22 protein-coding genes, 1 tRNA gene and 5 pseudogenes are annotated in these 23,375 nt (G+C 51.4%); 17 read left to right on the forward strand and 11 right to left on the reverse strand.

Going from position 1 to position 23,375, the window contains the following annotated elements:
- Positions 1-755 precede the first annotated feature (755 nt).
- The 3 genes and pseudogenes from ACLJRU_RS02720 to ACLJRU_RS02730 all read left to right on the forward strand — a co-directional run.
- Positions 756-1,031: a hypothetical protein gene (locus ACLJRU_RS02720; RefSeq protein WP_000021431.1), complete on the forward strand. Its 276-nt coding sequence runs from the start codon at positions 756-758 to the stop codon at positions 1,029-1,031.
- A 90-nt stretch (positions 1,032-1,121) separates the two neighbouring features.
- A pseudogene (locus ACLJRU_RS02725) lies at positions 1,122-1,340 on the forward strand (transposase); the annotation flags it as partial.
- 39 nt (positions 1,341-1,379) lie between these two features.
- A pseudogene (locus tag ACLJRU_RS02730) lies at positions 1,380-1,672 on the forward strand (tyrosine-type recombinase/integrase); the annotation flags it as partial.
- A 15-nt stretch (positions 1,673-1,687) separates the two neighbouring features.
- On the opposite strand, the gene ACLJRU_RS02735 reads toward ACLJRU_RS02730, so the two are convergent.
- Positions 1,688-1,764 (reverse strand) — tRNA-Arg (locus ACLJRU_RS02735).
- Between the two features lie 254 nt (positions 1,765-2,018).
- Between ACLJRU_RS02735 and fimW the strand changes: the two genes are divergently transcribed.
- From fimW to fimZ, 4 genes and pseudogenes are all read left to right on the forward strand, one after another.
- A complete protein-coding gene (gene fimW, locus ACLJRU_RS02740; RefSeq protein WP_001539377.1) occupies positions 2,019-2,615 on the forward strand; it encodes a fimbria biosynthesis transcriptional regulator FimW in 597 nt (198 codons plus the stop codon).
- Between the two features lie 161 nt (positions 2,616-2,776).
- A pseudogene (locus ACLJRU_RS02745) lies at positions 2,777-3,089 on the forward strand (diguanylate cyclase).
- Positions 3,090-3,107: 18 nt separating this feature from the next.
- The gene (gene fimY / locus ACLJRU_RS02750) at positions 3,108-3,830 is read left to right on the forward strand and encodes a fimbria biosynthesis regulator FimY (protein WP_023235537.1); all 723 of its coding nucleotides are present in this window, start codon (positions 3,108-3,110) and stop codon (positions 3,828-3,830) included.
- A gap of 603 nt (positions 3,831-4,433) precedes the next feature.
- Entirely contained in the window at positions 4,434-5,066 is a 633-nt protein-coding gene (gene fimZ, locus ACLJRU_RS02755; RefSeq protein WP_023235536.1) for a fimbria biosynthesis transcriptional regulator FimZ, read from the forward strand.
- 45 nt (positions 5,067-5,111) lie between these two features.
- Here the strand turns inward: fimZ and sfmF are convergent.
- The 5 genes and pseudogenes from sfmF to fimA all read right to left on the reverse strand — a co-directional run.
- A pseudogene (sfmF, locus tag ACLJRU_RS02760) lies at positions 5,112-5,429 on the reverse strand (fimbria assembly protein); the annotation flags it as partial.
- Positions 5,420-7,319: pseudogene (fimD, locus tag ACLJRU_RS02765) on the reverse strand (outer membrane usher protein FimD); the annotation flags it as partial. The pseudogenes fimD and sfmF, both read right to left, overlap by 10 nt.
- 30 nt (positions 7,320-7,349) lie before the next feature.
- Positions 7,350-8,042, reverse strand: a complete 693-nt coding sequence (fimC, locus tag ACLJRU_RS02770) for a type 1 fimbria chaperone FimC (protein WP_000935025.1) — start codon at positions 8,040-8,042, stop codon at positions 7,350-7,352.
- Between the two features lie 43 nt (positions 8,043-8,085).
- On the reverse strand, positions 8,086-8,619 hold the full coding sequence (gene fimI, locus ACLJRU_RS02775; RefSeq protein WP_001539370.1) for a type 1 fimbrial protein subunit FimI: 534 nt from the start codon (positions 8,617-8,619) through the stop codon (positions 8,086-8,088).
- A 75-nt stretch (positions 8,620-8,694) separates the two neighbouring features.
- Positions 8,695-9,249 carry a type 1 fimbrial protein subunit FimA gene (fimA, locus tag ACLJRU_RS02780; RefSeq protein ID WP_000681033.1) on the reverse strand — a complete coding sequence of 185 codons (555 nt, stop codon included), beginning with the start codon at positions 9,247-9,249 and terminating at the stop codon, positions 8,695-8,697.
- 546 nt (positions 9,250-9,795) lie between these two features.
- Here fimA and folD point away from each other — a divergent pair.
- The 5 genes from folD (at position 9,796) to ACLJRU_RS02805 (ending at position 12,799) form a co-directional block, all read left to right on the forward strand.
- Positions 9,796-10,662, forward strand: coding sequence for a bifunctional methylenetetrahydrofolate dehydrogenase/methenyltetrahydrofolate cyclohydrolase FolD (folD, locus tag ACLJRU_RS02785; RefSeq protein ID WP_000729165.1), 867 nt, complete (start codon positions 9,796-9,798; stop codon positions 10,660-10,662).
- A gap of 1 nt (position 10,663) precedes the next feature.
- On the forward strand, positions 10,664-10,876 hold the full coding sequence (gene ybcJ, locus ACLJRU_RS02790; RefSeq protein ID WP_000190281.1) for a ribosome-associated protein YbcJ: 213 nt from the start codon (positions 10,664-10,666) through the stop codon (positions 10,874-10,876).
- Between the two features lie 126 nt (positions 10,877-11,002).
- Entirely contained in the window at positions 11,003-11,548 is a 546-nt protein-coding gene (locus ACLJRU_RS02795; protein WP_001143571.1) for a metal-dependent hydrolase, read from the forward strand.
- Complete coding sequence (locus tag ACLJRU_RS02800; RefSeq protein WP_001038574.1) at positions 11,541-11,978, forward strand: STM0539 family protein; 438 nt, start codon at positions 11,541-11,543, stop codon at positions 11,976-11,978. The genes ACLJRU_RS02795 and ACLJRU_RS02800 overlap by 8 nt, the downstream gene beginning before the upstream one ends.
- Complete coding sequence (locus ACLJRU_RS02805; RefSeq protein ID WP_000819114.1) at positions 11,975-12,799, forward strand: DUF2145 domain-containing protein; 825 nt, start codon at positions 11,975-11,977, stop codon at positions 12,797-12,799. Before ACLJRU_RS02800 ends, ACLJRU_RS02805 begins: the two co-directional genes overlap by 4 nt.
- Positions 12,800-12,842: 43 nt before the next feature.
- Here the strand turns inward: ACLJRU_RS02805 and cysS are convergent, their stop codons facing one another.
- Positions 12,843-14,228 carry a cysteine--tRNA ligase gene (gene cysS / locus ACLJRU_RS02810; RefSeq protein ID WP_000912376.1) on the reverse strand — a complete coding sequence of 462 codons (1,386 nt, stop codon included), beginning with the start codon at positions 14,226-14,228 and terminating at the stop codon, positions 12,843-12,845.
- 172 nt (positions 14,229-14,400) lie between these two features.
- Here cysS and ppiB point away from each other — a divergent pair, with 172 nt between their 5' ends.
- From ppiB to purK, 4 genes are all read left to right on the forward strand, one after another.
- Positions 14,401-14,895, forward strand: coding sequence for a peptidylprolyl isomerase B (ppiB, locus tag ACLJRU_RS02815; protein WP_000255991.1), 495 nt, complete (start codon positions 14,401-14,403; stop codon positions 14,893-14,895).
- Positions 14,896-14,897: 2 nt separating this feature from the next.
- Positions 14,898-15,620 (forward strand): UDP-2,3-diacylglucosamine diphosphatase, encoded by a 723-nt coding sequence (lpxH, locus tag ACLJRU_RS02820; protein WP_000212287.1) that lies wholly within the window; start codon positions 14,898-14,900, stop codon positions 15,618-15,620.
- 117 nt (positions 15,621-15,737) lie between these two features.
- Positions 15,738-16,247: a 5-(carboxyamino)imidazole ribonucleotide mutase gene (purE, locus tag ACLJRU_RS02825; RefSeq protein ID WP_000098736.1), complete on the forward strand. Its 510-nt coding sequence runs from the start codon at positions 15,738-15,740 to the stop codon at positions 16,245-16,247.
- On the forward strand, positions 16,244-17,311 hold the full coding sequence (gene purK / locus ACLJRU_RS02830; protein WP_000815595.1) for a 5-(carboxyamino)imidazole ribonucleotide synthase: 1,068 nt from the start codon (positions 16,244-16,246) through the stop codon (positions 17,309-17,311). Before purE ends, purK begins: the two co-directional genes overlap by 4 nt.
- Before the next feature lie 40 nt (positions 17,312-17,351).
- On the opposite strand, the gene ACLJRU_RS02835 is transcribed toward purK, so the two are convergent.
- The 4 genes from ACLJRU_RS02835 to ACLJRU_RS02850 are packed head-to-tail and all read right to left on the reverse strand — an operon-like array spanning position 17,352 to position 22,003.
- Complete coding sequence (locus ACLJRU_RS02835; RefSeq protein ID WP_000855344.1) at positions 17,352-18,245, reverse strand: carbamate kinase; 894 nt, start codon at positions 18,243-18,245, stop codon at positions 17,352-17,354.
- A 3-nt stretch (positions 18,246-18,248) separates the two neighbouring features.
- Positions 18,249-19,058 (reverse strand): DUF2877 domain-containing protein, encoded by an 810-nt coding sequence (locus ACLJRU_RS02840; RefSeq protein WP_000821191.1) that lies wholly within the window; start codon positions 19,056-19,058, stop codon positions 18,249-18,251.
- 11 nt (positions 19,059-19,069) lie between these two features.
- Positions 19,070-20,329: a DUF1116 domain-containing protein gene (locus tag ACLJRU_RS02845; protein WP_000495330.1), complete on the reverse strand. Its 1,260-nt coding sequence runs from the start codon at positions 20,327-20,329 to the stop codon at positions 19,070-19,072.
- Between the two features lie 9 nt (positions 20,330-20,338).
- A complete protein-coding gene (locus ACLJRU_RS02850; RefSeq protein ID WP_000580906.1) occupies positions 20,339-22,003 on the reverse strand; it encodes an acyl-CoA synthetase FdrA in 1,665 nt (554 codons plus the stop codon).
- Positions 22,004-22,318: 315 nt separating this feature from the next.
- On the opposite strand from ACLJRU_RS02850, the gene allD reads away from it, so the two are divergent.
- Positions 22,319-23,368 (forward strand): ureidoglycolate dehydrogenase AllD, encoded by a 1,050-nt coding sequence (gene allD, locus ACLJRU_RS02855; protein WP_023235530.1) that lies wholly within the window; start codon positions 22,319-22,321, stop codon positions 23,366-23,368.
- Positions 23,369-23,375 lie beyond the last annotated feature (7 nt).

A 23,375-nucleotide genomic window follows, 5' to 3' on the forward strand; every position in this document is an offset into this window, starting at 1 on the left:
GAATAACTTCAACATTATGAAAATCAGCGGATTCGGAAAGGTCTGGAGTGTAGCACTACAAATTGCTTTGATCGATAAAGACGATCAATAATCATTTGTTTAATAGTTTTTACATATAGTAATTACTTAAATTGATTGTTAAAATAGATAGATTGATATTGGAAAATACTTTGAATTACAGTGAGTTTGATGATTACCTGGTGATTTGGGACATACAAAGCTTTGCATGTTTCTCGAAGGTAGGTCGTGTGTTCGCATTGATGACAGGATAACTTGTTGGCTTAAACGGCGGTTACAGAAACTTCTAAGCCGTGGACTCAGGCTCTAATCCAGCATATTAATAACTTTAAAATCAATTGGTTATACTTGTTTTGGTTTCTTTTTTATCCCACTCTCTACTGGGGATTATGCGCTGCTGGCATGCAGATCATCAGAGGAATGTCGCTGGCGTTTTTCAGGGTGTAGATAAAACCGAATTAACAGATGAGAGAGACACTATTGTAGTAGACTCTACCTATGCGTAGAAATGTATCATCGGCCCATGAGATGCGACTAAATTTGGCGCCATGCCGAATGCCGGGAGTACATTTGATAATAAGCAGTATATTGAGGCTACAGAAAGCGTAAAAAAATGTATTTTGCCAGTAGCGGAATCTTATTCATCAAAAATCTCTCTAGTGCACCGTTGCATCTCCGAAATTGGCGGTCATGCGATATTACGACAGACAGGCACGGATATCACTGCCTGATCATTTTTGTCTATTGAGACTATCACGTGGCCGGATGTGAGAATCATCGGCGGGGTTATCGAGAACCTAGATATCTACCAGTTAACCGAAACTACAGCCATTTACTCCAGTTCCACACAGAATTGCAATGCTGATAATGTGCGCACGTTTGGTGGATATAACGGGATTTTCTTCATGCCGCTGGCAACAGGAACTCAAGGGGGCAACTTTGACGGGGTTTCCAATAATGTCTGTCGATTGGAGACGCGTTTCATTGGCCCTGTAGAAGAGAAAGAAAAATAAAACAAGGTGCATCTACGTTTTGTTGAGAGACTGTAATTTAAATTGTGTATCTGCCTGTTTTTGATATATTCATTCCGATAACGAGGACAGGTAAATTGCGGTGATGGCGAGATTGAACTGAACACGCCGCGTGACCGTGAAAACACCTTCAAACCTCAGTTGATTAAGAAGAACCAGACGCGGCCCACACAGATGGACAGCCAGATTTTATCGCTGTATGTCAAAGGCATGGTCACGCGCGAAATCTCCGCCACCTTCAAAGAAATGTACGACGCCGATGTGTCGCTCACATTGATATCCAAAGTCACAGCATCATAAACAAAGCCGTCTTCCTCGCGCTGGGTATCAACACCGAAGGCCAGAAAGCGCAGCCGGGTATGTGACTGGGCGAAAATAAAAATAGAAGACTTTCGCTTTCACGGCCTTAGGCACACATGGGCAAGCTGGTTAATTCAATCAGGAGTTCCACTGTCAGTGCTTTAGGAAATGGGGGATGGAAATCTATTGAAATGGTTCACAGATATGCTCACCTTGCGCCGAACCATTTAACGGAACACGCGAAGCAAATTGACTCGATTTTCAGTGATGATGTCCCAAATATGTCCCATATGGAAAATAAGGAGGGAATTAAAGAGGCATAACCAGTTGATATATAATGGCGCGCCCTGCAGGATTCGAACCTGCGACCCACGGCTTAGAAGGCCGTTGCTCTATCCAACTGAGCTAAGGGCGCCTTGTGAAGTGAAGACTTCGTGTAGACGAAACGCGAGAATTATACGGTCAGGCACTCCTGAGTCAATGGCTTTTGTTCTGGTTGCTGACTAAGTGTACGAATATCGTCTTTTCTGGCGCAATGCCAGGTTCCAGGAAATCGCCTGGACACATCTCAGCACACATAAAGTGGGAATTAAGGCCGCCGGTATTTAGAAAATCAATAAGTTTCTTTAATATTTCACCATGATTCACCTGCCGTGTAGGATATTTTTTATGCTGAGTATCGCTATTAAGGAACAAAACAGTCACTTTGAGCATGGTTTGAAAATCATCATGACGCGTCTGGCGAATCAATGGCAGCAGAAAATTGACTTTCTGCCGCCAGAAGAGATAGATAATGCCGATATCGCTTTCCTAGCCCTGGATGATGATTGGTTCAGCGCAGGCTATTACCAGATACCTATGCATACCCAACATCAGCTACGGGTGATTATTTGTAATAAATGCGATAAAGAAAAGCTCATGTTCAGACCATGTCTGTATATGCTGCCGCATATTTATCGGGAAGATGATGTTGAAGAAATTACCCGGAAAATGATATTGATCTTACATAAACGAGCGCTTCGACATAGCGTCCCTTCTAGCATTTGCCACTACTGCACGACTCGTCATTTTTCAGTAACAGAACGTCACCTGTTAAAACTGATCGCCAGCGGTTATCATTTAAGCGAAACGGCCGCTTTACTTTCACTTTCTGAAGAGCAGACAAAGTCACTCCGCCGGAGCATTATGCGAAAATTACATATTAAAACGGAGCAGCAGTTTTTAAAATATATTAGAGTTAACCTTCATTTCTTACTCAGTAAGTAAACTCACTTAACTTTTTACAAGGCTTACGAAATATCTCACCAATAATTAAGTAACGATACCTACAGGCATTTTTTTAACGCTGCCACAATGATGCCCATAATATCCTGATAGATTCAGGGGTCGAAAATATATGGCTGCATCATAAATGCCTGGAGGAGTGTTTGGTGGCACAGGGTACTTTATTAAAGGAAAGGATAAATCCCCCACACCTGGCGTCTTCGCCCACACGTCATTCATATCTCAACAGCGAATTGTTAAAATCTGAGCCAATCGTTAATCTCTCAACTGCGCAATTAATCGGCTATGAGGTCCTGACGCAACTTCCGTCAGAACATGATAGCGAAGTTTTTTTTTCAGCAGTTAATGCTGATGGAAGGCATTGAAACATCAGAGCAACGAAGCATTGCTTTTTACGCTGGTGCAACGATGGAACAAGGTTATTTATGGCCAGCCATATTACCAGATATATATTAGAACAATGGAAAAAGCAGGATGCGCAGCGTACCACGCAGGGAAAAACACCGCCGTTTAAGAAATGCTAAAGACTGCGCCTGCCGTTATCACTCTCCAACGCCGCAGATATTTGATCGCCTTGAGTTACTGAACCAACAGCTCAATTATGCCTTGCCGGTTGGTATCATTTCTCAGGCAATAATTACAACTGACAACTACCTCGGCTATTCGCTGAGTCACTACTTATTTTCCGGAAAACGTACCGCTGCATTCCGCTCATTAGATGACATTTCTTTGTGGATTGAAAAGGGGTCGCTCAGACAACTGATTGTAGATATGGAGACGCTACCTGTCTCCTGTATTGAGGCGCTTAACCAGCTACGCGCGCTCAGTTGGCAACAAAGCGATATCCAGTTTTACCTGCTGGTATCAGATAAAACCCCCGCTATAGCTCAGTTTATCCGTATGGCTGGGCGTTTTTTTGTCCTGTCGCGACGACAAAATCTGGCCTCTGTACGCGAAGCCTTGTTATCAGCCGCCAAACCTCGCTTATCGGAAAGCTTTAGCCGTACTGACTGGTTGATGATTGAAACTTTAGCGCAAGGTGCCTCTTTAAAAGAAATAGCACGTCAGCAAAGCGTACCTTATCATCGTGTAGTTTACCGGCTTAAACAACTTATCACCCTCCTTAACCTTCCCCACAGGCAAAGCTTTCTTCGGCTGCTCCAGCAGCTAAACGTTACTTTCCACGATATTTTTTAACGGAGTAACGTTTTGGTGAATAAGATTTTTTAAGAAATTACTTATTTTCACTTCCATTAAATGTAAATATTTCACATAAAATTAATATTTACAACTCGTCCTGGTAAGCGATAAAAATTTTTTTCTTACATCGCCCCCTGTCCCTCCTCGTTTTTTGAGGTCTCCAGCGTCAACATCTTTCTGTTATTACATAACAAATACTAAACAATTAGTCTTTCATATTATTTTTATACTTAAAAACAACAGTTTAAACTACTCAATGTCAACTCTAAAGAAAATAGCTCCACCACGGACAAATTTTCTATAACGCCACAGAACATCCTACCCGCTATCCATAATTCGCATTTCGCAAGACTTTTCCGAGAAATCAGACCAGGTATAATCCATATTGTTTTTACTTAATCAGAAATTTCTTTTTTGTTGGTGCAAAATGGATATTCCACATATTTATTACTCTTACGCAAAATAGCCAGTCAACAGGGAGGTCTCATTCTTTATTATTGCTCCACTGTGTGGTGCGTAGACCTGGCTATTTCACAATCTTTAAGGTGTCTGACGCTTATTCTAAAACGAAGGACGCATAACAGTCTGAGGCATACAACAATGAAACCTGCATCTGTTATCATTATGGACGAACACCCTATTGTAAGAATGTCGATCGAAGTTTTACTCGGTAAAAATAGCAATATTCAGGTTATCCTGAAAACGGATGATAGCCGAACAGCGATAGAGTATCTGCGCACTTATCCTGTTGACCTTGTCATTCTGGATATTGAATTACCGGGCACTGACGGCTTTACCTTACTTAAACGAATCAAATCTATCCAGGAACATACCCGGATACTTTTTTTATCGTCGAAATCAGAGGCTTTTTATGCCGGAAGAGCAATAAGAGCGGGCGCAAACGGATTTGTAAGTAAACGCAAAGACCTCAATGATATTTATAATGCGGTAAAAATGATTTTATCCGGCTATTCTTTTTTCCCATCTGAGACGCTTAATTTCATCAGTAATACCCGTACCCCCAAAGGTGGGCACCATGATATGCCACTATCTAACCGCGAAGTTACCGTGCTGCGCTATCTGGCCAATGGAATGTCTAACAAAGAAATTGCCGAGCAACTTTTATTGAGTAACAAGACTATCAGCGCGCATAAGGCCAATATATTTTCTAAACTTGGCCTTCACTCTATCGTTGAGCTTATCGATTACGCCAAATCACACGAATTATTGTAAATGTACTCCCGGCGAATTATCGTTCGGGAGCCACAATAACGGACACTAATTGTAATTGATCAGGAAGGTCGCATCCGCGTTAGCAAGTCCGGGCTGCACGCCATCGGCTAAGGCGATATAGTTCGCATAGAATTTCAGGGTAGCATTGCCGTTGTTGTCAATATCGACGGCCTTGCTGGCCTGTTCAAGCGGCAATCGACGTTGATCGCCATCGCGAATTTCAATCGCCAGTTTTTGCGCCATTGCCGTATCAGCAAGCGCCAGTAATGCCGTGCCGGGCGCTGGCGTCCCGGAAAACGTTATAGACGCCGACCCCGGCGGGCAGCCTTCAAGTTTTAGGCTAAAGGCTACCGGTTGCGTGCCGCCCACGCCGGTCTGCCAGCTATTGTCGCCGTCGCGGTTGCGGTTGGCGTTAAACGTGGCATAAGTACGATCAAGAAGAGTGTCGCGCGCATAACGCCGTCCGGTCAGAACGCTAAACGGAACGGACATATTGAATGCCAGAATGCGGTCGGCGCCTGAGATCCCCACCGATTCGTTCCACGACCATGACAGCGAATAACTTATGCCTTGCCATCCACTGGCGTATCCCAGTTGATACCAGGTATTGGTATCCGCCGTATTCCAGTAATTTTGTTGACTGCCGGAAAGATACAGTGACCCGTAATCCCCCAGATTTTGCGAAATATTGACCTGAAAGCGGCCTTTTTTGCTGTAGCGGAGATTGTGGTAGCTCTGCGCCACCGGCACTTTATGGCGGCGTCCGTCGCTATCGTATTCGTAGTCGTACCCTTCCATACTGCGGTATGCCACATCATCCAGGGTGTAAAATCCGCGCGTGGAATAGCGGTAACCCAGCAATTGAAAATTAGTCCCGTAATTATTCAGCGATTTGGCGTACAGAAAACGCAACGATTGCCCCTGATGGGTGCTGTCATCTGCCAGTTGGCTACGCGCATGTGTGACATCGACCGACACGGCTCCCCAGTCGCCCAAATTTCGCCCCGCCCCGACCACCACGGCACGGTAACGATCGGCAAGTTGCGTACCGCCGTAAGCCGTCAGCCCCGCAGGCAGGCCGGCAATCACCGTTCCCTGGAAAAAGAATGGCGAAGACTGCTGACTATTGCCGCTGCGAAAATCCCCGGCCACCAGGTCATACTTCACCCTGCCCTCACGCTGCAATAGCGGAACGGTAGAGTAAGGCACCGTGTAACGTTGTTGGCTACCGTCTTTTTCATCTACCGTCACCTCAAGGTCGCCGCTGGAAGAGGTAGGATTAAGATCGGTAATCGCAAACGCGCCCGGCGACACATAGCTTTGGTAGATAACATACCCGTTCTGTCGTATCGTCAGCTTTGCCGCCGTCCGGGCGATTCCTCTAACCGTGGGGGCGTAGCCCTGCAGGCTATCGGGATACATATTGTCAGAAGAGTACAGCCGCGCTCCGCGAAAGCCGACGCTGTCGAAAACATCGTTCCCGGTATTGCTGTCCCCCATGACCAGTTCGCTTTTTAGCGGAATGATGGCGCGCTGTACCCAGGTGCCAATGTTGTTCCAGCGTTGCGAATGATAGCCGTCCCCTTTCGAATAGTTCCAGGCTCCGTTATTACGCAACCGCCAGGGGCCATAGTTCAAGCCACTCAGCAGACTCAAAAAATAGCTATCGCTGTCTGTTCCGCGGCTACCGGTAAAACTGTAATTAATGAGTGCGGCGGGTATCCCTTCATCCCACTCTTCCGGCGGGATATAGCCACGCGCGCTGTTGAGCAATGACGCCTGCGGCAAGCTAATGTTTAAGCGCATCGACGCGAAATCGAACGCGACCTCCGCGCCCGGGATTTTCTCAGGAAGGTGAATACACGTGGTATCGACGCCTTTATCTGAGACAGGGAACGCCGCGGTATTCACGCCCAGCCGTTTAATCCACTCCGGTGTAAAACAAGGCATCAGGCCGCCGGATTTATCGCCGGTGCCCACGGCGCCCGCCTCAAAACGAATATCCTGCGTCGCTACGAATTCGTCGTTACGCCAGATATCCACCCGGTAAATACCAGGCGGCTGATGATTACCTTTTTCAAAGCGAGATAAATCCGCCACGGACGCGGTATCCGCCGACAAAAACGCAGGGTTGAAATAACTTTCGCCGCGGCTCGTCAGCGGACACAGCGCCACCAGCACCGACAGCGCCACGCTGCTTAACGGTGATACATAGCCGGGAAATCGCCCTGCAAACCAGGTTGTCTTCTTCATCGTGTTCTCGTGTGGCTTCACGCTCTCTGCTTAACCGAGACTGGCCGTTGTCGCCGACGTCAATGCGCCGTAATCATTGACGGACTGAAATGTCACGTTGCCCTGCGCGCCAGTCGGTAAGGGAATTTGCATGTCGCTTTTTGGCGCGATCATCACGTTATCAATCTTTTTCGCGCCCACGCTGATATTGACCAGCGTGAGGTAATAAGCAGATGGGTTGGTTATCTTGAGATGGTTGCCGACACGGGAAAATTTCAGCAAGGTCGGCGCGTCTTCCGGCGTCTGCGGCAAATTCGCCGGACGCACGAACAGTTTGATGCGCGACAGAATCGCCAGTTGCAGAACGTTTTTTCCTTCAATATGACTTTTATCGACCGACGGGATGGCTTTCACGTTCATCCAGAATAACGACTCCCGATCCCCGGGTAGCGGTTGCCCGGCGTAGATAATACGCAGCGTGTTTTCACTTTTGGGCTCGCTGACGAATAAAGGCGGCGTAACGATAAACGTTTTTTCTTTCTGCCCAGCGTTATTTTCGATCCATGAATTGACGAGGTAACGTTCTTGAGTATCGCTATTACTGATTGCCAGAGAAGTCTGCTTCGCCGCCGAGGGATAAATAACTCGCGTGGCGCCTAATGCAATCCCCCCCGCCGCCTGTACGTTCAGCGAAGTAAATAACGTGAGAAGAACAATAAAGCCTACTTTTATACTATTCAGCATGGTAAAAAATACCTTTTGCATTGAGTCACGTCGGCAAGAAAATTCATGGGTAAACCAGCGTAAACCACACTTCTGAATGAATTCGTCCCGGCGTCATATTTTCTGAAATTGCCCGATAGCGGGCGGTAAAATGCAAAGTCATTTCTGACGTTAAAATGGGCGCGTAATGAAGCGGTAATGTGTTAGGGATGATTTGCCGCTGCTGGTCATCAAATAACGCCAGGCCGATTCCGGCATTACCGATACCTTCGCCGCTGGCCAGAAAAACATGGGGATCTTCCGCAGGCGTAACGCCAGCAAACGCAATGCCGACATGACGCCAGACCTCCGCGCTACAGGAGATTAACCGTAACGAAAATGGAACGCTGACGGGAGCGAAGCTGCCAGGACCGGTAAACGCATTCGTGCGGTACTGTCCCATCAATACGCGCAAATTCTGGCTTTCTGTGGCGACAGCGCAGCCGCCATTGACCAGTTGTCCGCGCAGGTGAACACGCCCGCTCTCCACCATTACCGGCTGCGCAATGACGGGCGACATCAAAACAAGCCCCGCTAGCGCCGCGCCTTTCCTTATCATCTGCTATGTTCTCTATTTATCCCCGATAGCCTCTTCCGTTGAGGCGCCTCCCTTCCCTGGCGTTCCCTGACGGGATTATTCGTATTTCATGATAAAGGTGGCGTCGGCATTAGCCTGGCCTGGCGTCGTGGCGGCGGTTGCCTTATAGCGTGCGGTAAAACGCAGCGTATTGGTGCCTTCAACCAGCGCCTGCTTCGCCGAGAAGGTCGCGCCGTCCGGCTTCAACGGTGAGGAGGTATTATCAAGAATCTCAATCCCGACGCCGGTTGCGGTAGTGCTATTGTCCGCAGAGGAGACAGCCAGCAAATTAGGGTTGGTGTTATCTGCCTGACCAGAGAAAGCCACGGCAGCGGTGGCCGCCACTTTCGGATCGCAGTCATTCAGGACGATGGAGAAAGGCACCTGCGCAGTCGTATTACCAATCGCCGTAAAGCTGGCGGTACGGTATTGACCCAGCGTCACCGTTTGATCGGCGGATTTAGTGCTAACGGCACAGGCTGCATTAACCAGTTTACCTTCGAAATGAATAGTACCGCCACTCACGCTCACCGGAGTAGGATCAGCCGCAACCGCTGCGCCAGCGACAAACATCAGACTCGCAATAGTAGAGGTCATTAATTTATGTTTCATGGATTTCCCTTGAATTACACACACCCGGTTTCGGCATCCTGTCGGCTCCGTTTGAATTATTATCGACATAGCATGTCAGAAAAGTTATCTCTGCATCCTGTAAAGATAGATATCGCAGATTAATTAGTTTTCTGTTTCTCCCCTGAGTATCAGACGCAGTAATTAATCTTTGCGAATATGACATTTCGTCACGGTAATAAATTAAACATTTCGCTAAATAAAAAACAGCCGCAAACTCTTTTAATGACCTAAGCTAATTCTTATTGGAATATAAGAAAGGTCTAATCTTATTTTGTATAAAATGTCGCATTATGCCGCCTGATGCTATTAACGGCGAGGGATTACGGTAACCATAGCCAGGGTGATGAATTGTTTCTTTTTGGTTAATCATGGCGCGCTTACGGGTCACGTCTCAGTATCGTCAACGGACGGGGGAGACGTCGCGTTTGCATCGGAAACACAAACGTTAACTGACAGCGAGGCCCGCTTCTGACAAAATAGCGTTATCCCCTTTGACTTGAAGTAACAGATGGAATCTTCTCTCTGATGGCAGCAAAGATTATTGACGGTAAAACGATTGCGCAGCAGGTGCGATCTGAGGTTGCTCAAAAAGTTCAGGCACGCGTCGCAGCAGGTCTTCGCGCTCCCGGCCTGGCTGTGGTGCTGGTCGGCAGCAATCCGGCCTCACAGATTTATGTCGCAAGCAAACGTAAAGCGTGCGACGAAGTGGGATTCGTCTCCCGCTCCTATGACCTGCCAGAAACCACCAGCGAAGCCGAACTGCTGGCGCTTATCGATACTCTGAATGCAGATAACACGATCGACGGTATTCTGGTGCAGTTGCCTTTACCGGCAGGCATCGACAACGTTAAAGTGCTGGAGCGTATCGCGCCAGATAAAGACGTAGACGGTTTTCATCCTTATAATGTCGGTCGTCTGTGCCAGCGTGCGCCGCGCCTGCGTCCCTGTACGCCCCGCGGTATTGTGACCCTGCTTGAGCGTTACAATATTGATACCTACGGCCTGAATGCGGTGGTCATTGGCGCGTCCAATATCGTTGGACGCCCAATGAGCATGGAGCTGCTGCTGGCTGGCTGTACGACTACCGTTACGCACCGCTTTACCAAAGATCTGCGTCACCATGTCGAGCATGCTGATTTGCTCATTGTCGCCGTAGGTAAACCGGGCTTTATTCCCGGCGAATGGATTAAAGAAGGCGCAATTGTGATTGATGTCGGTATTAACCGTCTGGAAAATGGCAAGGTCGTTGGCGACGTCGTGTTTGACGAAGCCGCGGCGCGCGCGTCATACATCACGCCAGTACCGGGCGGCGTCGGCCCGATGACGGTCGCCACGCTTATCGAAAACACGCTGCAGGCGTGCATTGAATATCACGATCCACAAGGAAAATAACATGGCGACATTCTCTTTAGGCAAGCACCCGCACGTCGAGCTGTGCGATCTGCTCAAGCTGGAAGGCTGGAGCGAAAGCGGCGCGCAGGCGAAAATCGCCATTGCCGACGGGTTGGTGAAGGTTGATGGCGTGGTTGAAACGCGTAAACGCTGCAAAATTGTCGCCGGGCAAACCGTTAGCTTTGAAGGCCAAAGTGTGAACGTCGTGGCCTGATACAAGTGCCGGATAGCGACGCAAAGCGTCTTATCCGGCCTGATTACGCTGTCTTTTCAGATAATCATCCACTTAATCCTCTGCGTTCCAACTGCTAGCATGGCTATTTCCCTGTGAACCATCGCTATGCCTACCGTTATCACCCACGCCGCCGTTCCTCTGTGTCTTGGCGCAGGCTTAGGCCTGAAAGTTATCCCTCCTCGCCTGCTGTTTGCCGGTGTTGTGCTGGCGATGCTCCCCGATGCCGACGTGCTGGCCTTTAAATTTGGCGTCGCCTACGGCAACGTGTTCGGCCATCGCGGATTTACCCACTCTTTACTTTTCGCATTCGTCCTCCCCCTGTTGTGCGTACTCGCGGGACGACGATGGTTTCGAGCGGGGCAGGTGCGCTGCTGGCTGTTTTTAACCGTTTCATTGTTGTCGCACAGCCTGCTGGATTCGATAACCACGGGTGGTAAAGGCGTCGGATGGCTGTGGCCGTGGTCGGATGAACGTTTCTTTGCGCCCTGGCAGGTGATTAAAGTCGCGCCGTTTGCGCTTTCAAGCTACATCACGCCGTATGGACACCAGGTCATTCTCTCAGAATTGCTGTGGGTGTGGTTGCCGGGAAGTATTTTAGTGTTATTTCTATGGGTACTTAAAACGCATATTAAAAGGAATCAATATGAATAAAATGACATTCGCCGCCGCGGTCATCTGTTTCTCATTTTCCCACGCCAGCTATAGCGAAGAAATGTCTGCCACTGGCTGGTATGCGGCATCGTCTGCGGTTGTCAGCGTGGGCAGTTCCGCACTGGTTAGCGGAATTATACTCTCCCCCGTACTGCTGCCGCTCAACCTGAGCATTGGATCTGTTGTCGAAAATAAAAAGCAAAAAACCGCGCTGTTAACCACTAAGTCCCCCGATAACAAAGACATTAAAATGCAAGTTCCTCTAAATGTCGTCAAAGAAGGCAACCTCAAAGCAGGTGATAAAGTCACTCTGGAAAAAACGCAGGAAGGCACCGGCGCTTATTTGAAAAAAGAGGGCAAGGTCCTTGCCCATATGGTAAATCAGGACGACGCAGGACTTTCCAGCAACCAGACGGTACCGGCCAAATGAAGCGGTTCGCGTTTGCCCTGTGGCTCAGCGCAATCTCGCTCAACGCTTATGCAGACAGTGCTAACTGTCACCAAAAAGCAAACACGCCGGAGAGCATCGCAGCGACAATGGATCAGGCGTTACAACTCAAACAGCAGCTTAACAGTCAACCCGATCCGGTCGTCATTCTGGTTCGCCAGGGGCAAGATATGTCGAGCCGACATTTAACCTGGTCACATGCTGGCTATGCCATGCGCCAGCCAAACGGAGACTGGCGGGTTTACCATAATCTGAATACTTGCGGAACCGCTGAATCAGCGCTCTATATACAAGGTCTGTATGAGTTTCTGGCTGATGACCTGGTGAATCAGAGCATTGCCGTTTTGCGCCCGCGTTCAGATATCGCGACGGCATTACAAACGCTCTTACATAGTGCTATCAAACTCAATCTCTTCCACAGTCCCCGCTATAACCTGATTGCGTGGCCTTTTTCCGGCCCTTATCAGAATTCGAATGGCTGGCTTCTCGAAGTGTTTGCGCGAGCAAACGATGCGCAGGTTTGGTCACGTAATGATGCCCGCCGCTGGTTGCAGCTTCAGGGTTATCAACCCTCTATCGTTAGTGCTGGCACTTTTGAACGATTAGGCGCAAAACTGTTCACCCCTAACGTTTTCACCGACGATCAGCCAGCAGAATTGCTGCGAAAAGGAAATGTGGGGCTAAACAGCGGCGACAGCGTCATCCGCTTTATTGCCCATTACAGCCGGGCAATACCCGGGTGTGAACATCAGAATCTGGGGGAGTCGGTGTGTGTTTATCTTTCGCCCGGTGCGAAAAAATAAAAAACAGGCCGTTCTATGCAAATAGAGCGGCCTGTAAAAGCGCTTACTTACGCCGCCAGGTGGTGCCCTGCGGGCCATCTTCCAGAATAATACCCATTTCAGCGAGACGATCGCGCGCCGCGTCCGCCGCCGCCCAGTCTTTCGCTTTACGGGCATCCAGACGCTGTTGAATCAAGGCTTCAATTTCCGCAACTTCACCGTCATCCGCCTGCGCGCCGCTTTGCAGGAAAACATCCGGCTCCTGCTCCAGCAGTCCCAGCACGCCAGAAATCTTCCGCAGATGAGACGCCATCGCATTCGCGGCGGTCATATCCTCGCCCTTCAGACGGTTGACTTCACGCGCCATATCAAACAGGACGGAGTAGGCTTCCGGCGTGTTGAAATCGTCATTCATCGCCTCCACGAAACGCGCTTCAAACGCCTCGCCGCCCGCCGGGGCCGCTGATTTATCCGTTCCACGCAATGCAGTGTATAACCGCTCCAGCGAGGCGCGCGCCTGCTTGAGGTTCTCTTCGCTGTAGTTCAGTTGGCTACGGTAATGCCCGGACATCAGGAAGTAGCGCACAGTTTCCGCATCGTAGTATTTCAGCACGTCGCGCACGGTAAAGAAATTGCCCAGCGATTTGGACATCTTCTCGCGATCCACCATCACCATACCGGAGTGCATCCAGTAGTTGACGTATTCGCCGTCATGCGCGCAGGTAGACTGGGCAATCTCGTTTTCATGGTGCGGGAACATCAGATCGGAACCGCCGCCGTGAATATCAAAATGGTTGCCCAACTGCTTGCAGTTCATCGCCGAACATTCAATGTGCCAGCCCGGACGCCCTTCGCCCCACGGCGACGGCCAGCTCGGCTCGCCCTCTTTCGACATTTTCCACAGCACGAAGTCCATCGGGTTACGCTTCACGTCAACGACATCCACGCGCGCGCCCGCCTGAAGCTGCTCAAGATCCTGACGGGAAAGCTGCCCATAAGTCGGATCGGTCGGTACATCAAACATCACATCGCCGTTATCCGCCACATAGGCGTGCCCTTTCTCGATTAAGGTGCGGGTGAGTTCGATAATTTCCTGAATATGGTGCGTCGCACGCGGCTCGCTGTCCGGACGCAGAATATTCAGCGCGTCGAAGTCCTGATGCATTTCCGCAATCATTCTGTCGACCAGCGCGACAAAACTTTCGCCGTTTTCATTGGCACGTTTAATAATTTTATCGTCGATATCGGTAATGTTACGCACATACTTCAGCTTATAACCGAGAAAACGCAAATAGCGCGCGACAACGTCAAAAGCGACAAACGTGCGTCCGTGGCCAATGTGGCAGAGATCGTAAACGGTGATACCACACACGTACATGCCGACTTCCCCGGCATGAATGGGTTTGAATTCCTCTTTTTGGCGCGTCAGTGTATTAAAAATTTTTAACATCGAAGATTCCGTATAGACGTGTGTGGGTAATTAGGTGTGTATAATACTCATAATTCAACCTTGAAGCAGCACACTTTGCAAGGTGATCGCAGCTTACGGTTATGCTATAACAAGCCCCTATATGTGCCCCATTGCGGGCTAAAGCACCACTCTCTTGGAACAGGATGCAAAAATGGTTACTTTCCACACTAATCACGGCGATATCGTAATCAAAACCTTTGATGATAAAGCGCCTGAAACAGTTAAAAACTTCCTGGACTACTGCCGCGAAGGTTTTTACAACAACACCATTTTCCACCGTGTGATTAACGGTTTCATGATTCAGGGCGGCGGCTTTGAGCCGGGCATGAAACAGAAAGCCACCAAAGAGGCGATCAAAAACGAAGCCAACAATGGTCTGAAAAATACCCGTGGTACGTTGGCAATGGCACGTACTCAGGCGCCACATTCGGCTACCGCGCAATTCTTCATCAACGTGGCAGACAACGACTTCCTGAACTTCTCCGGCGAAAGTCTGCAGGGCTGGGGCTACTGCGTCTTTGCGGAAGTTGTAGAAGGTATGGACGTGGTAGATAAAATCAAAGGCGTCGCCACTGGCCGTAGCGGTATGCACCAGGACGTACCAAAAGAAGACGTCATCATTGAAAACGTGACCGTCAGCGAGTAATCGTGGCGACACTGTTTATTGCAGACTTGCATCTGCAAACGGAAGAACCGGCGATCGTCGCCGGTTTTCTGCGTTTTTTAGCCGTAGAAGCCCGCCAGGCCGACGCGCTGTATATTCTTGGCGATCTCTTCGAGGCCTGGATTGGCGACGACGACCCCAACCCGCTACATCGTGAAATGGCCGTTGCCATTAAATCGCTGGTTGATTCCGGCGTCCCCTGCTTCTTTATTCATGGTAATCGCGACTTCCTGATTGGCAAACGCTTTGCCCGCGAAAGCGGCATGATTCTACTGCCGCAGGAAAAAGTGCTCGACCTGTATGGCCGCAATGTGTTGATTATGCACGGCGATACGCTCTGTACCGATGATGCCGGATATCAGGCGTTTCGCGCCAAAGTCCATAATCCGTGGGTTCAACGACTATTCCTTACCCTGCCGCTGTTTATCCGCCGCCGTATCGCCGCCAGAATGCGCGCCGGCAGTAAAGCCGCCAACAGCAGCAAATCGCTGGATATTATGGACGTCAATGCGCAGACCGTCGTCGCCGAAATGGAAAAACACCGCGTACAGTGGCTGGTTCACGGTCACACCCACCGCCCGGCGGTGCATGAACTTTCCGTCAACGACCAGCCCGCGTTCCGCGTGGTGTTAGGCGCATGGCATCATGAAGGTTCAATGGTAAAAGTCACGCCGGACAACGTTGAGTTAATCGCCTTCCCCCTGTAAATGTTCGTCGAATCGTCCGTTACGGCGCACACGCAACCGTTTTCCTTGCCTGATTATCATGCTATTCTTTGACACCTCAAAAGCAGCGTGTCCCGCACTACAGGAGTTTTAAGACGCATGTCTTCCCGCAATAATCCGGCGCGTGTCGCCATCGTGATGGGGTCCAAAAGCGACTGGGCTACCATGCAATTCGCCGCCGAAATTTTTGAAATTCTGGATGTCCCGCACCATGTAGAAGTGGTTTCCGCCCATCGCACCCCCGATAAACTGTTCAGCTTCGCCGAAACGGCGGAAGAGAACGGATATCAAGTGATTATTGCCGGCGCGGGCGGCGCGGCGCACCTGCCGGGAATGATTGCGGCAAAAACGCTGGTCCCGGTACTCGGCGTGCCGGTACAAAGCGCTGCGCTAAGCGGCGTGGATAGCCTCTACTCCATCGTGCAGATGCCGCGCGGCATTCCGGTGGGTACGCTGGCGATCGGTAAAGCCGGTGCCGCTAACGCCGCCCTGCTCGCTGCGCAGATTCTGGCGCAACACGACGCGGAACTGCATCAGCGCATTGCCGACTGGCGCAAAGCGCAAACCGATGAAGTTCTGGAAAATCCCGATCCGCGGGGGACGCTATGAAGCAAGTTTGCGTTCTCGGCAACGGACAACTGGGCCGAATGCTGCGCCAGGCGGGAGAACCGCTGGGTATCGCCGTCTGGCCGGTTGGCCTGGATGCAGAGCCTACCGCCGTTCCGGTACAGCAGAGCGTCATTACCGCAGAGATTGAGCGCTGGCCGGAAACCGCGCTTACCCGCGAGCTGGCGCGCCACCCGGCCTTCGTCAATCGCGATGTATTTCCGATCATCGCCGACCGTCTGACACAAAAACAGCTTTTCGATAAACTGGGACTCGCGACCGCGCCGTGGCAGCTGCTGTCCAGCGCCGACGAGTGGTCCGGCATCTTTGGCCGTCTGGGCGAACTGGCGATTATTAAGCGTCGCGTTGGCGGCTACGACGGTCGCGGGCAGTGGCGTCTACGCGCGGACGAAACCGGGCAACTGCCGGATGACTGCTATGGCGCATGTATTGTTGAGCGCGGTATCCATTTTTCCGGCGAAGTGTCGTTAGTCGGCGCGCGCGCTCATGACGGCAGTACCGTGTTTTACCCGCTAACGCACAATTTGCATCAGGACGGCATCTTGCGGACCAGCGTCGCGTTCCCACAGGCGAACGCCGAACAGCAGGCGCAGGCGGAATCGATGCTGTCAGCAATTATGCAGGCGCTGAACTACGTCGGCGTAATGGCGATGGAATGTTTTATCACGCCGGAAGGCCTGCTAATCAATGAACTGGCGCCGCGCGTGCATAACAGCGGACACTGGACGCAAAATGGCGCCAGCATCAGTCAGTTTGAATTGCATTTGCGTGCTATTACCGGCCTACCGTTGCCCGCGCCGGTGATTAACGCCCCGTCGGTGATGATCAACCTGATCGGCAGCGAACTGAATTACGACTGGCTGAAGCTGCCGCTGGTACATCTGCACTGGTATGATAAAGCGGTACGTCCGGGGCGAAAAGTCGGCCATCTGAATCTGACCGACAGCGATACCTCACGTCTTAGCGCCACCCTGGAAGCGCTCTCTCCGCTCCTGCCGGGCGAATACGCCAGCGGCATTATCTGGGCGCAAAGTAAGCTTAAATAAACAGCGTGGGCGGCGCATTCTCTGTTGCCGCCCGTCGCGATCACAGACGGATGCAGGTTCCCGCCCTGCCCGCCAGGGTATCGTCAATACGCGATAATGCGCCAATCCATGCCGGCTTTCCGCACCGCTTCACATACCCGCTTACCGCGGTCACCTTCGGCCCCATCGCGCCATCGGCTTTGGCAAACGGCGCCAGCTCATCGGGCGAAGCCTGACGAATAGCGCGCTGCTGCGGCGTTCCCCAATGTTCATACACCGCATCCGCATCCGTCAAAATGATCAGACCATCGGCCGCTATCTGCTCCGCCAGCAATGCCGCCGCCAGGTCTTTATCTATCACCGCCTCGACCCCTTCGCCTTCGCCGGCAACAGGTACCCCGCCACCGCCGCTGCAAATCACCACATGGCCCTCTTTTAGCAATAACTCAATAGCGGCGCTTTCGATAATCTGACGCGGCGCCGGGGAAGCGACGACACGGCGCAGATATTTTCCATCACGTTTCATATGCCAGCCATAAGTCGCTTCCAGCGCCATTTGCTCTTCTGGCGAATAAACGGGACCAATAAACTTTTCCGGTTCAAGAAAAGCAGGATCGTCCGCCGATACCTTTATCCGCGTTAATACTGTAGTCACCGGCGGCATATCGGGTTCAAGCGCCAGACGCTGCGCCAGCATATAGCCGATCATGCCCTGACTCTCCGCCACCAGCACATCCAGCGGATAAGGCTCAACGGCTTTCCAGGCAAGGTTCTGTAAAGCCAACAGGCCGACCTGGGGGCCGTTGCCATGTACTATCGCCAGCCGATACGAGCGGGCAAGTCGCGCCAGCGCAGGCACTGCGTCGGCAATATTGCGATATTGATTCTCTGCCGTTAGCGCTTCTCCGCGCTGCAATAATGCGTTGCCGCCAAGAGCAACTACCAACGTTTTCATTCCCTATCCTTTTACTATTTGTTGTCCAAGCCAGAACCCCAGCAGCGTATCCGCGCCCGAGGTGTGCCCCAGCGCCAGCAGTCCGTCAATCGCCGTTTCTGTGCGAGCATCTCGTCGCAGCGCATGAATAAAGTGGAGTAAAGGCGACGCGAAATAACCCATAGCCGCATAGCGTAAATAGCTAACGCTCACGAGCGTCGTCGCCCGATCAAGGCTGCCGGATTGGGCAAAAAAATTACGCCCGGCGCGTTCATCTATGGCGCCAAAATACCAGGCCGCCAGCAACATTCCCGTCAGCGTGTCGTCATGACTGGGCGTTAAGCCCGGCCCTTTACCCAGCCATAGCCGCCAGTCAGTCGCAGCACCTGCAAGCGCCGACTGAAAGCAGTGACAAAACTGGCGAAGTTCCGGACATAGAGGCTGAGCTGCGGCGACGGTTAACGGCCCAAACAGTCCCGTCTCCTCACTACGCTGCATGTACGTCGCGTTAAGACGCGGCGACGCAAGATAGCGTGGAACCCGCAGCGAACAGCGCCTCTCCGGCTCGCATAAAAGAAACTCGCCAATCTGAATGCCGGCAGCGGTTGACTGCGGTTTTTCGCCATCGGTGAGCACATCGCGCAATGCGTCAAAATCGCCGCCGCGCAGTATCCACCCTCCCGGACTGAAGCCGCTCCCCCGACGGTGAAGCGTTAATAACTCACCGCTTTTCGCCACAAAATTAATAGAGCGACGCCATACCCCTGACATCTGCCAGGGTTGCCGATAATCCGCCGATTGTCGGCTTGCCATAAGAGGATGGATACGTTTCATGAGACGCTCTCTTAACTTACGCCCATGCTTTCCGCCAGCGCTTCCAGCGCCTGCTCGAAACAGGCCAGCGGCGCACGGACGGTTCCCGCGCCAATCTGGCCAATCCCCGCCTCTTTATGCGCGATACCCGTGTTAATCAGCGGCGTAATTCCGGTCTCGACCACGCGGCGGATATCCAGTCCCAGACAGGCCCCCTGAAAATCCCAGCCGGGGATTTGTAGCTGCATGTTGCGTTCGAGATAAATTTCAGCCATCTCTTCAGAAACAGATTTCGCCGCTTCCATTCCCCCGGCACCGACAAAACGCGTTACGCCAGGCGCGGCAATCATCGCAGCGCCGCCAATACCAAACGTTTCAGTAATGGCGCTGTCTCCCATGTCCGGGTTGGCCTGATCCTGCGAAAAACCGGTAAAAAATAGCCCCTGTGGCGTATTAACAGGCGCGGTGAACCAACGGTCGCCCAGACCGCTAACCCGAATGCCAAACATATCGCCATTGCGGGTCATCGCCGTCACAATACTGCCGGCGCGAATCTGCGCGCCCGCGTCCATGGCGGCTTTACAGTAGGCCATCGCCAGATTAAGGAAGAATTGATCGGTGACGCTCAGAAAATCCATCACTTCCGCTATCTGCTGCTTATCGTGTTCCAGACGGGCGATATGCGGCGCCAACGTGCGCATCAGCAATGCGGAAGAAGCGATATTACGCTGGTGGAATTCATCTCCCATCGTAATGCCCTGCGCCATCATTGCGGTCAGGTCGAGGCCCCGCTCCAGACGTCCCAGCGCTGCGCTTAATACCGGCATCAGCACATCACGCATCCAGCGCAAACGTTGCTGAACATCTTCGCCATAGGCGCCGAAACGCATCACTTTGCCGATCCCTTCGTTGAGATTGCAGTACGCGCGATTGCCGTCGGTGATATTTTCCACGACCAGCATCGGCATACTGGCTGAGGTAATACCGCCCATCGGCCCCACAGCGTTAACGTGATGGCAGGGAATAAAGTTGACCTTTCCCTGCTCTAACAGCGCGAGCGCGCTCATTTCATCTTTGGCCCATCCTTCAAACAGGCATGCGCCGATACAGGCTCCTTTCATCGGGCCGGTCATCTCTTGCCAGCGCATCGGCGGGCCGGCATGAAGAAGCGTTTTCCCCTGATTGAGCACGCTAATTAATGAAGAAGCTGGCTTCACATCCAGCCAGTGCGGACGTGCGCGACGAATTTGTTCGATGACTGCAGCGTTGGCTTGCGCCACTGATGTAAACATGGGAACCCCTTATTGCAAACGTTCTAACAGACGAGCCAGTTTTTTATTACCGCCAGCGACAGGCGCCCACTGGTAGTGCACCACGGGCATACCGGCAGCCTGTAAATCCAGCGCGAAGCTACGTAACCCGGCATTAATCACCGCTACCGCTTCCAGTAACCGGGGAGCTGATGGATGAGTGGAAGAGAGAGTGGGTCGAATCAGTTCCGCGGCCAACAGAGTGGCTTCGGGAAGAGAATCCACTACCGTGATGCCGGCATCTTCGAGCGCGGCGATTTGTTGCGAGCGGCACTGAGGATCGCGTTCCGTTCCGGTGACGGTTGCGATGGCGAACAGCGGCTGGTCGCTGGCGCGTGCGGCACATGCCTTCTGCCAGGCCTGAATCAGCGATGCGGCGGGATCGGCGGTCGCGCCAAAACCAATAACGACGTCCACTAATAACACGCGTACCTGCGGCTGTGCGCCAAGCCCGGCGATAAGCTGATTACGTAACGCCGGGTCAATCATCGGATGTGGTCGCCCAACGGTATAAAAGTCATCGCCCAGATCGATAATCTGGTGGCCGTCAGCGTCAAGCATCATGCCATGGTGATGTTCCGTATCCGTCGCGACGCCCAGATAGCCGGCCAGCAGCCCCGCCGCTTCCGCCGCCAGCGTTCCGCCGGTATAGAGACCACGAATCACGCCGCCTGTTGAAACCATTTCTTTACGCTGCGACGTCACGCGAGACAATAAACATGCCAGTCGGGCGGCTTCATCCAGCGTCGAGGCAAACCAGACGTTATCCTCACGCGCAACGGGGGAGGAAAACCCTAAGAACAGCGCTACAACAGGTTTGCCGGTGGCTTTCATCGCCGCGATAATATGCTGGCGAACCGCATCGGCAGGCGGTTTGGAGACAAAGGCCAGCACCTGGCTCTTTTCATCCGCGCTGAGTATGTCCAGTGCCGTTAGCGCGCTGATCCCGCCGACCTCGGCGCTCAAATCGCGTCCGCCAAGCCCGATGGCATGGGTAATCCCTTCCCCCGCCAGCGCAATCTGTGAACAGAGCTCCTGAATACCGGTGCCGGAAGCGCCAATCACCCCGATGTTGCCCTCTGGCATGACGTTAGCGAAAGCCAGCGGCGTATTGGCGATCATAGCGGTGCCGCAATCCGGCCCCATGACCAGCAGTCCTTTATCACGCGCCCGGCGTTTTAGTCTGATTTCATCGTCCAGCGTGACATTATCGGAGAAGATCATCACGTTCAACGAACGATCCAGCGCCTGCTCTGCCAGTTCCGCCGCATATTCGCCGGCCACCGATACCAGCGCCAGATTCGCCTCTGGCAGTTTCTGACAGGCGCTTTCCCAGCGTCTGACCTGGATTAACGACTGGCTGCCGCTGCTTCCCTGCGCCAACTGCTGCAATGCTTCTTCGAGCTGTTGCACAATCACCTGCGTAATGCCGTCATCTACCGCTTCGGTACGAATCGCCACGCAAATGTCATTGGGCGTAGCGCCATGAAAATCGTCATGCCAGAAACCGGTAGTTTCCAGCAGCGACTTATTCGCAGGCGTTCCCATCATTACCGATACATCATCAACATTTTCGGACTCACTCAGCTTTCGAGAAATAATCATTAAGCTGACAGAGTCCTGAAAACACCCTTTTTTAATAAAGGCGTGGATCATAACAACTCCTTAATAATTGCACCCATTGCAATTGCACGAGCAGTGTTAATGTGCGCTTCACGGTATATATCCGGGAGGGTAAATAGAGTGATTAACGTCACATCAAATTTATTAACAAAAGAATTCAAACAACAGCTAAAGGATTAGTTATGATTTTCTAAAAAAGCTTTTTATTTAAGCAAAAAGATAAAACCCGCCTGATTATCAAATAAATTCTAATTATATTTTTTTGCCTGTCTGGATCACATAATCATTTTATTTTCCCGGTATGTTAATCGCAGTCATGCTTCACACCGTCGTTAAAAAGGAAGACAGATGAAAATCAGTCGGGAAACACTCCATCAGCTTATCGAAAATAAGCTTTATAAAGCCGGACTAAAACGTGAGCACGCCGCCACCGTCGCCGACGTACTGGTTTATGCAGATGCCAGAGGTATTCACTCACATGGCGCCGTACGCGTTGAATATTATGCCGAACGAATTTCAAAAGGCGGCACCAACCGGGAGCCGACGTTCCGCATTGAGAATACCGGTCCCTGTACGGCGATACTGCATGCCGATAATGCTGCCGGACAGGTCGCAGCCAAAATGGGAATAGAGCATGCTATTGAAATAGCCAAAAAAAATGGCGTCGCGGTTGTCGGCATTAGCAGAATGGGCCATAGCGGCGCCATCTCTTATTTCGTCCGCCAGGCTGCTCGCGAAGGCCTGATTGGTCTGTCTATCTGTCAGTCCGATCCTATGGTCGTGCCGTTTGGCGGGGCGGATATTTACTATGGCACTAATCCGCTGGCCTTTGCCGCGCCGGGCGAAGGCGATGACATCATTACCTTTGATATGGCCACCACCGTGCAGGCCTGGGGAAAAGTCCTCGATGCACGGTCTCGCAATGAGTCCATTCCGGAGAGTTGGGCCGTCGATAAAAACGGCGCGCCGACACATGATCCTTTTGCCGTCAATGCGTTATTACCCGCCGCAGGCCCGAAAGGTTACGGCCTGATGATGATGAGCGATATTTTGTCCGGCATTCTGCTGGGGCTGCCGTTTGGCCGCCAGGTCAGTTCGATGTATGAAGATTTACACGCCGGACGCAATTTAGGACAACTTCATCTGGTCATTAATCCGGCGTTCTTTTCTTCCTGTGAATTATTCCGCAAACATATTAGTCAGACCATGCAGGAACTCAATGCCGTGAAGCCCGCCCCCGGTTTTAAACAGGTTTATTATCCTGGACAGGATCAGGATATTAAACAGAAAAATGCCGATATGAATGGTATCGATATTGTTGATGATATTTATCAATATCTGATTTCCGATACCCTCTATCTCAAGTCATACGAAACAAAAAATCCCTTTGCCCAATAATTATTGA

Source organism: Salmonella sp. SAL00653, from assembly GCF_046552515.1.
GTDB classification, from domain to species: Bacteria; Pseudomonadota; Gammaproteobacteria; order Enterobacterales; family Enterobacteriaceae; genus Salmonella; species Salmonella enterica.

Excerpts from the sequence above, each read along its gene's own strand:
- fimW (WP_001539377.1), top strand. The coding sequence starts at position 2,019 with ATGCTGAGTATCGCTATTAAGGAACAAAACAGTCACTTTGAGCATGGT.
- fimY (WP_023235537.1), top strand. The coding sequence starts at position 3,108 with ATGCGCAGCGTACCACGCAGGGAAAAACACCGCCGTTTAAGAAATGCT.
- fimZ (WP_023235536.1), top strand. The coding sequence starts at position 4,434 with ATGAAACCTGCATCTGTTATCATTATGGACGAACACCCTATTGTAAGA.
- fimC (WP_000935025.1), bottom strand. The coding sequence starts at position 8,042 with ATGCTGAATAGTATAAAAGTAGGCTTTATTGTTCTTCTCACGTTATTT.
- fimI (WP_001539370.1), bottom strand. The coding sequence starts at position 8,619 with ATGATAAGGAAAGGCGCGGCGCTAGCGGGGCTTGTTTTGATGTCGCCC.
- fimA (WP_000681033.1), bottom strand. The coding sequence starts at position 9,249 with ATGAAACATAAATTAATGACCTCTACTATTGCGAGTCTGATGTTTGTC.
- folD (WP_000729165.1), top strand. The coding sequence starts at position 9,796 with ATGGCAGCAAAGATTATTGACGGTAAAACGATTGCGCAGCAGGTGCGA.
- ybcJ (WP_000190281.1), top strand. The coding sequence starts at position 10,664 with ATGGCGACATTCTCTTTAGGCAAGCACCCGCACGTCGAGCTGTGCGAT.
- ACLJRU_RS02795 (WP_001143571.1), top strand. The coding sequence starts at position 11,003 with ATGCCTACCGTTATCACCCACGCCGCCGTTCCTCTGTGTCTTGGCGCA.
- ACLJRU_RS02800 (WP_001038574.1), top strand. The coding sequence starts at position 11,541 with ATGAATAAAATGACATTCGCCGCCGCGGTCATCTGTTTCTCATTTTCC.
- ACLJRU_RS02805 (WP_000819114.1), top strand. The coding sequence starts at position 11,975 with ATGAAGCGGTTCGCGTTTGCCCTGTGGCTCAGCGCAATCTCGCTCAAC.
- cysS (WP_000912376.1), bottom strand. The coding sequence starts at position 14,228 with ATGTTAAAAATTTTTAATACACTGACGCGCCAAAAAGAGGAATTCAAA.
- ppiB (WP_000255991.1), top strand. The coding sequence starts at position 14,401 with ATGGTTACTTTCCACACTAATCACGGCGATATCGTAATCAAAACCTTT.
- purE (WP_000098736.1), top strand. The coding sequence starts at position 15,738 with ATGTCTTCCCGCAATAATCCGGCGCGTGTCGCCATCGTGATGGGGTCC.
- purK (WP_000815595.1), top strand. The coding sequence starts at position 16,244 with ATGAAGCAAGTTTGCGTTCTCGGCAACGGACAACTGGGCCGAATGCTG.
- ACLJRU_RS02835 (WP_000855344.1), bottom strand. The coding sequence starts at position 18,245 with ATGAAAACGTTGGTAGTTGCTCTTGGCGGCAACGCATTATTGCAGCGC.
- ACLJRU_RS02840 (WP_000821191.1), bottom strand. The coding sequence starts at position 19,058 with ATGAAACGTATCCATCCTCTTATGGCAAGCCGACAATCGGCGGATTAT.
- ACLJRU_RS02845 (WP_000495330.1), bottom strand. The coding sequence starts at position 20,329 with ATGTTTACATCAGTGGCGCAAGCCAACGCTGCAGTCATCGAACAAATT.
- ACLJRU_RS02850 (WP_000580906.1), bottom strand. The coding sequence starts at position 22,003 with ATGATCCACGCCTTTATTAAAAAAGGGTGTTTTCAGGACTCTGTCAGC.
- allD (WP_023235530.1), top strand. The coding sequence starts at position 22,319 with ATGAAAATCAGTCGGGAAACACTCCATCAGCTTATCGAAAATAAGCTT.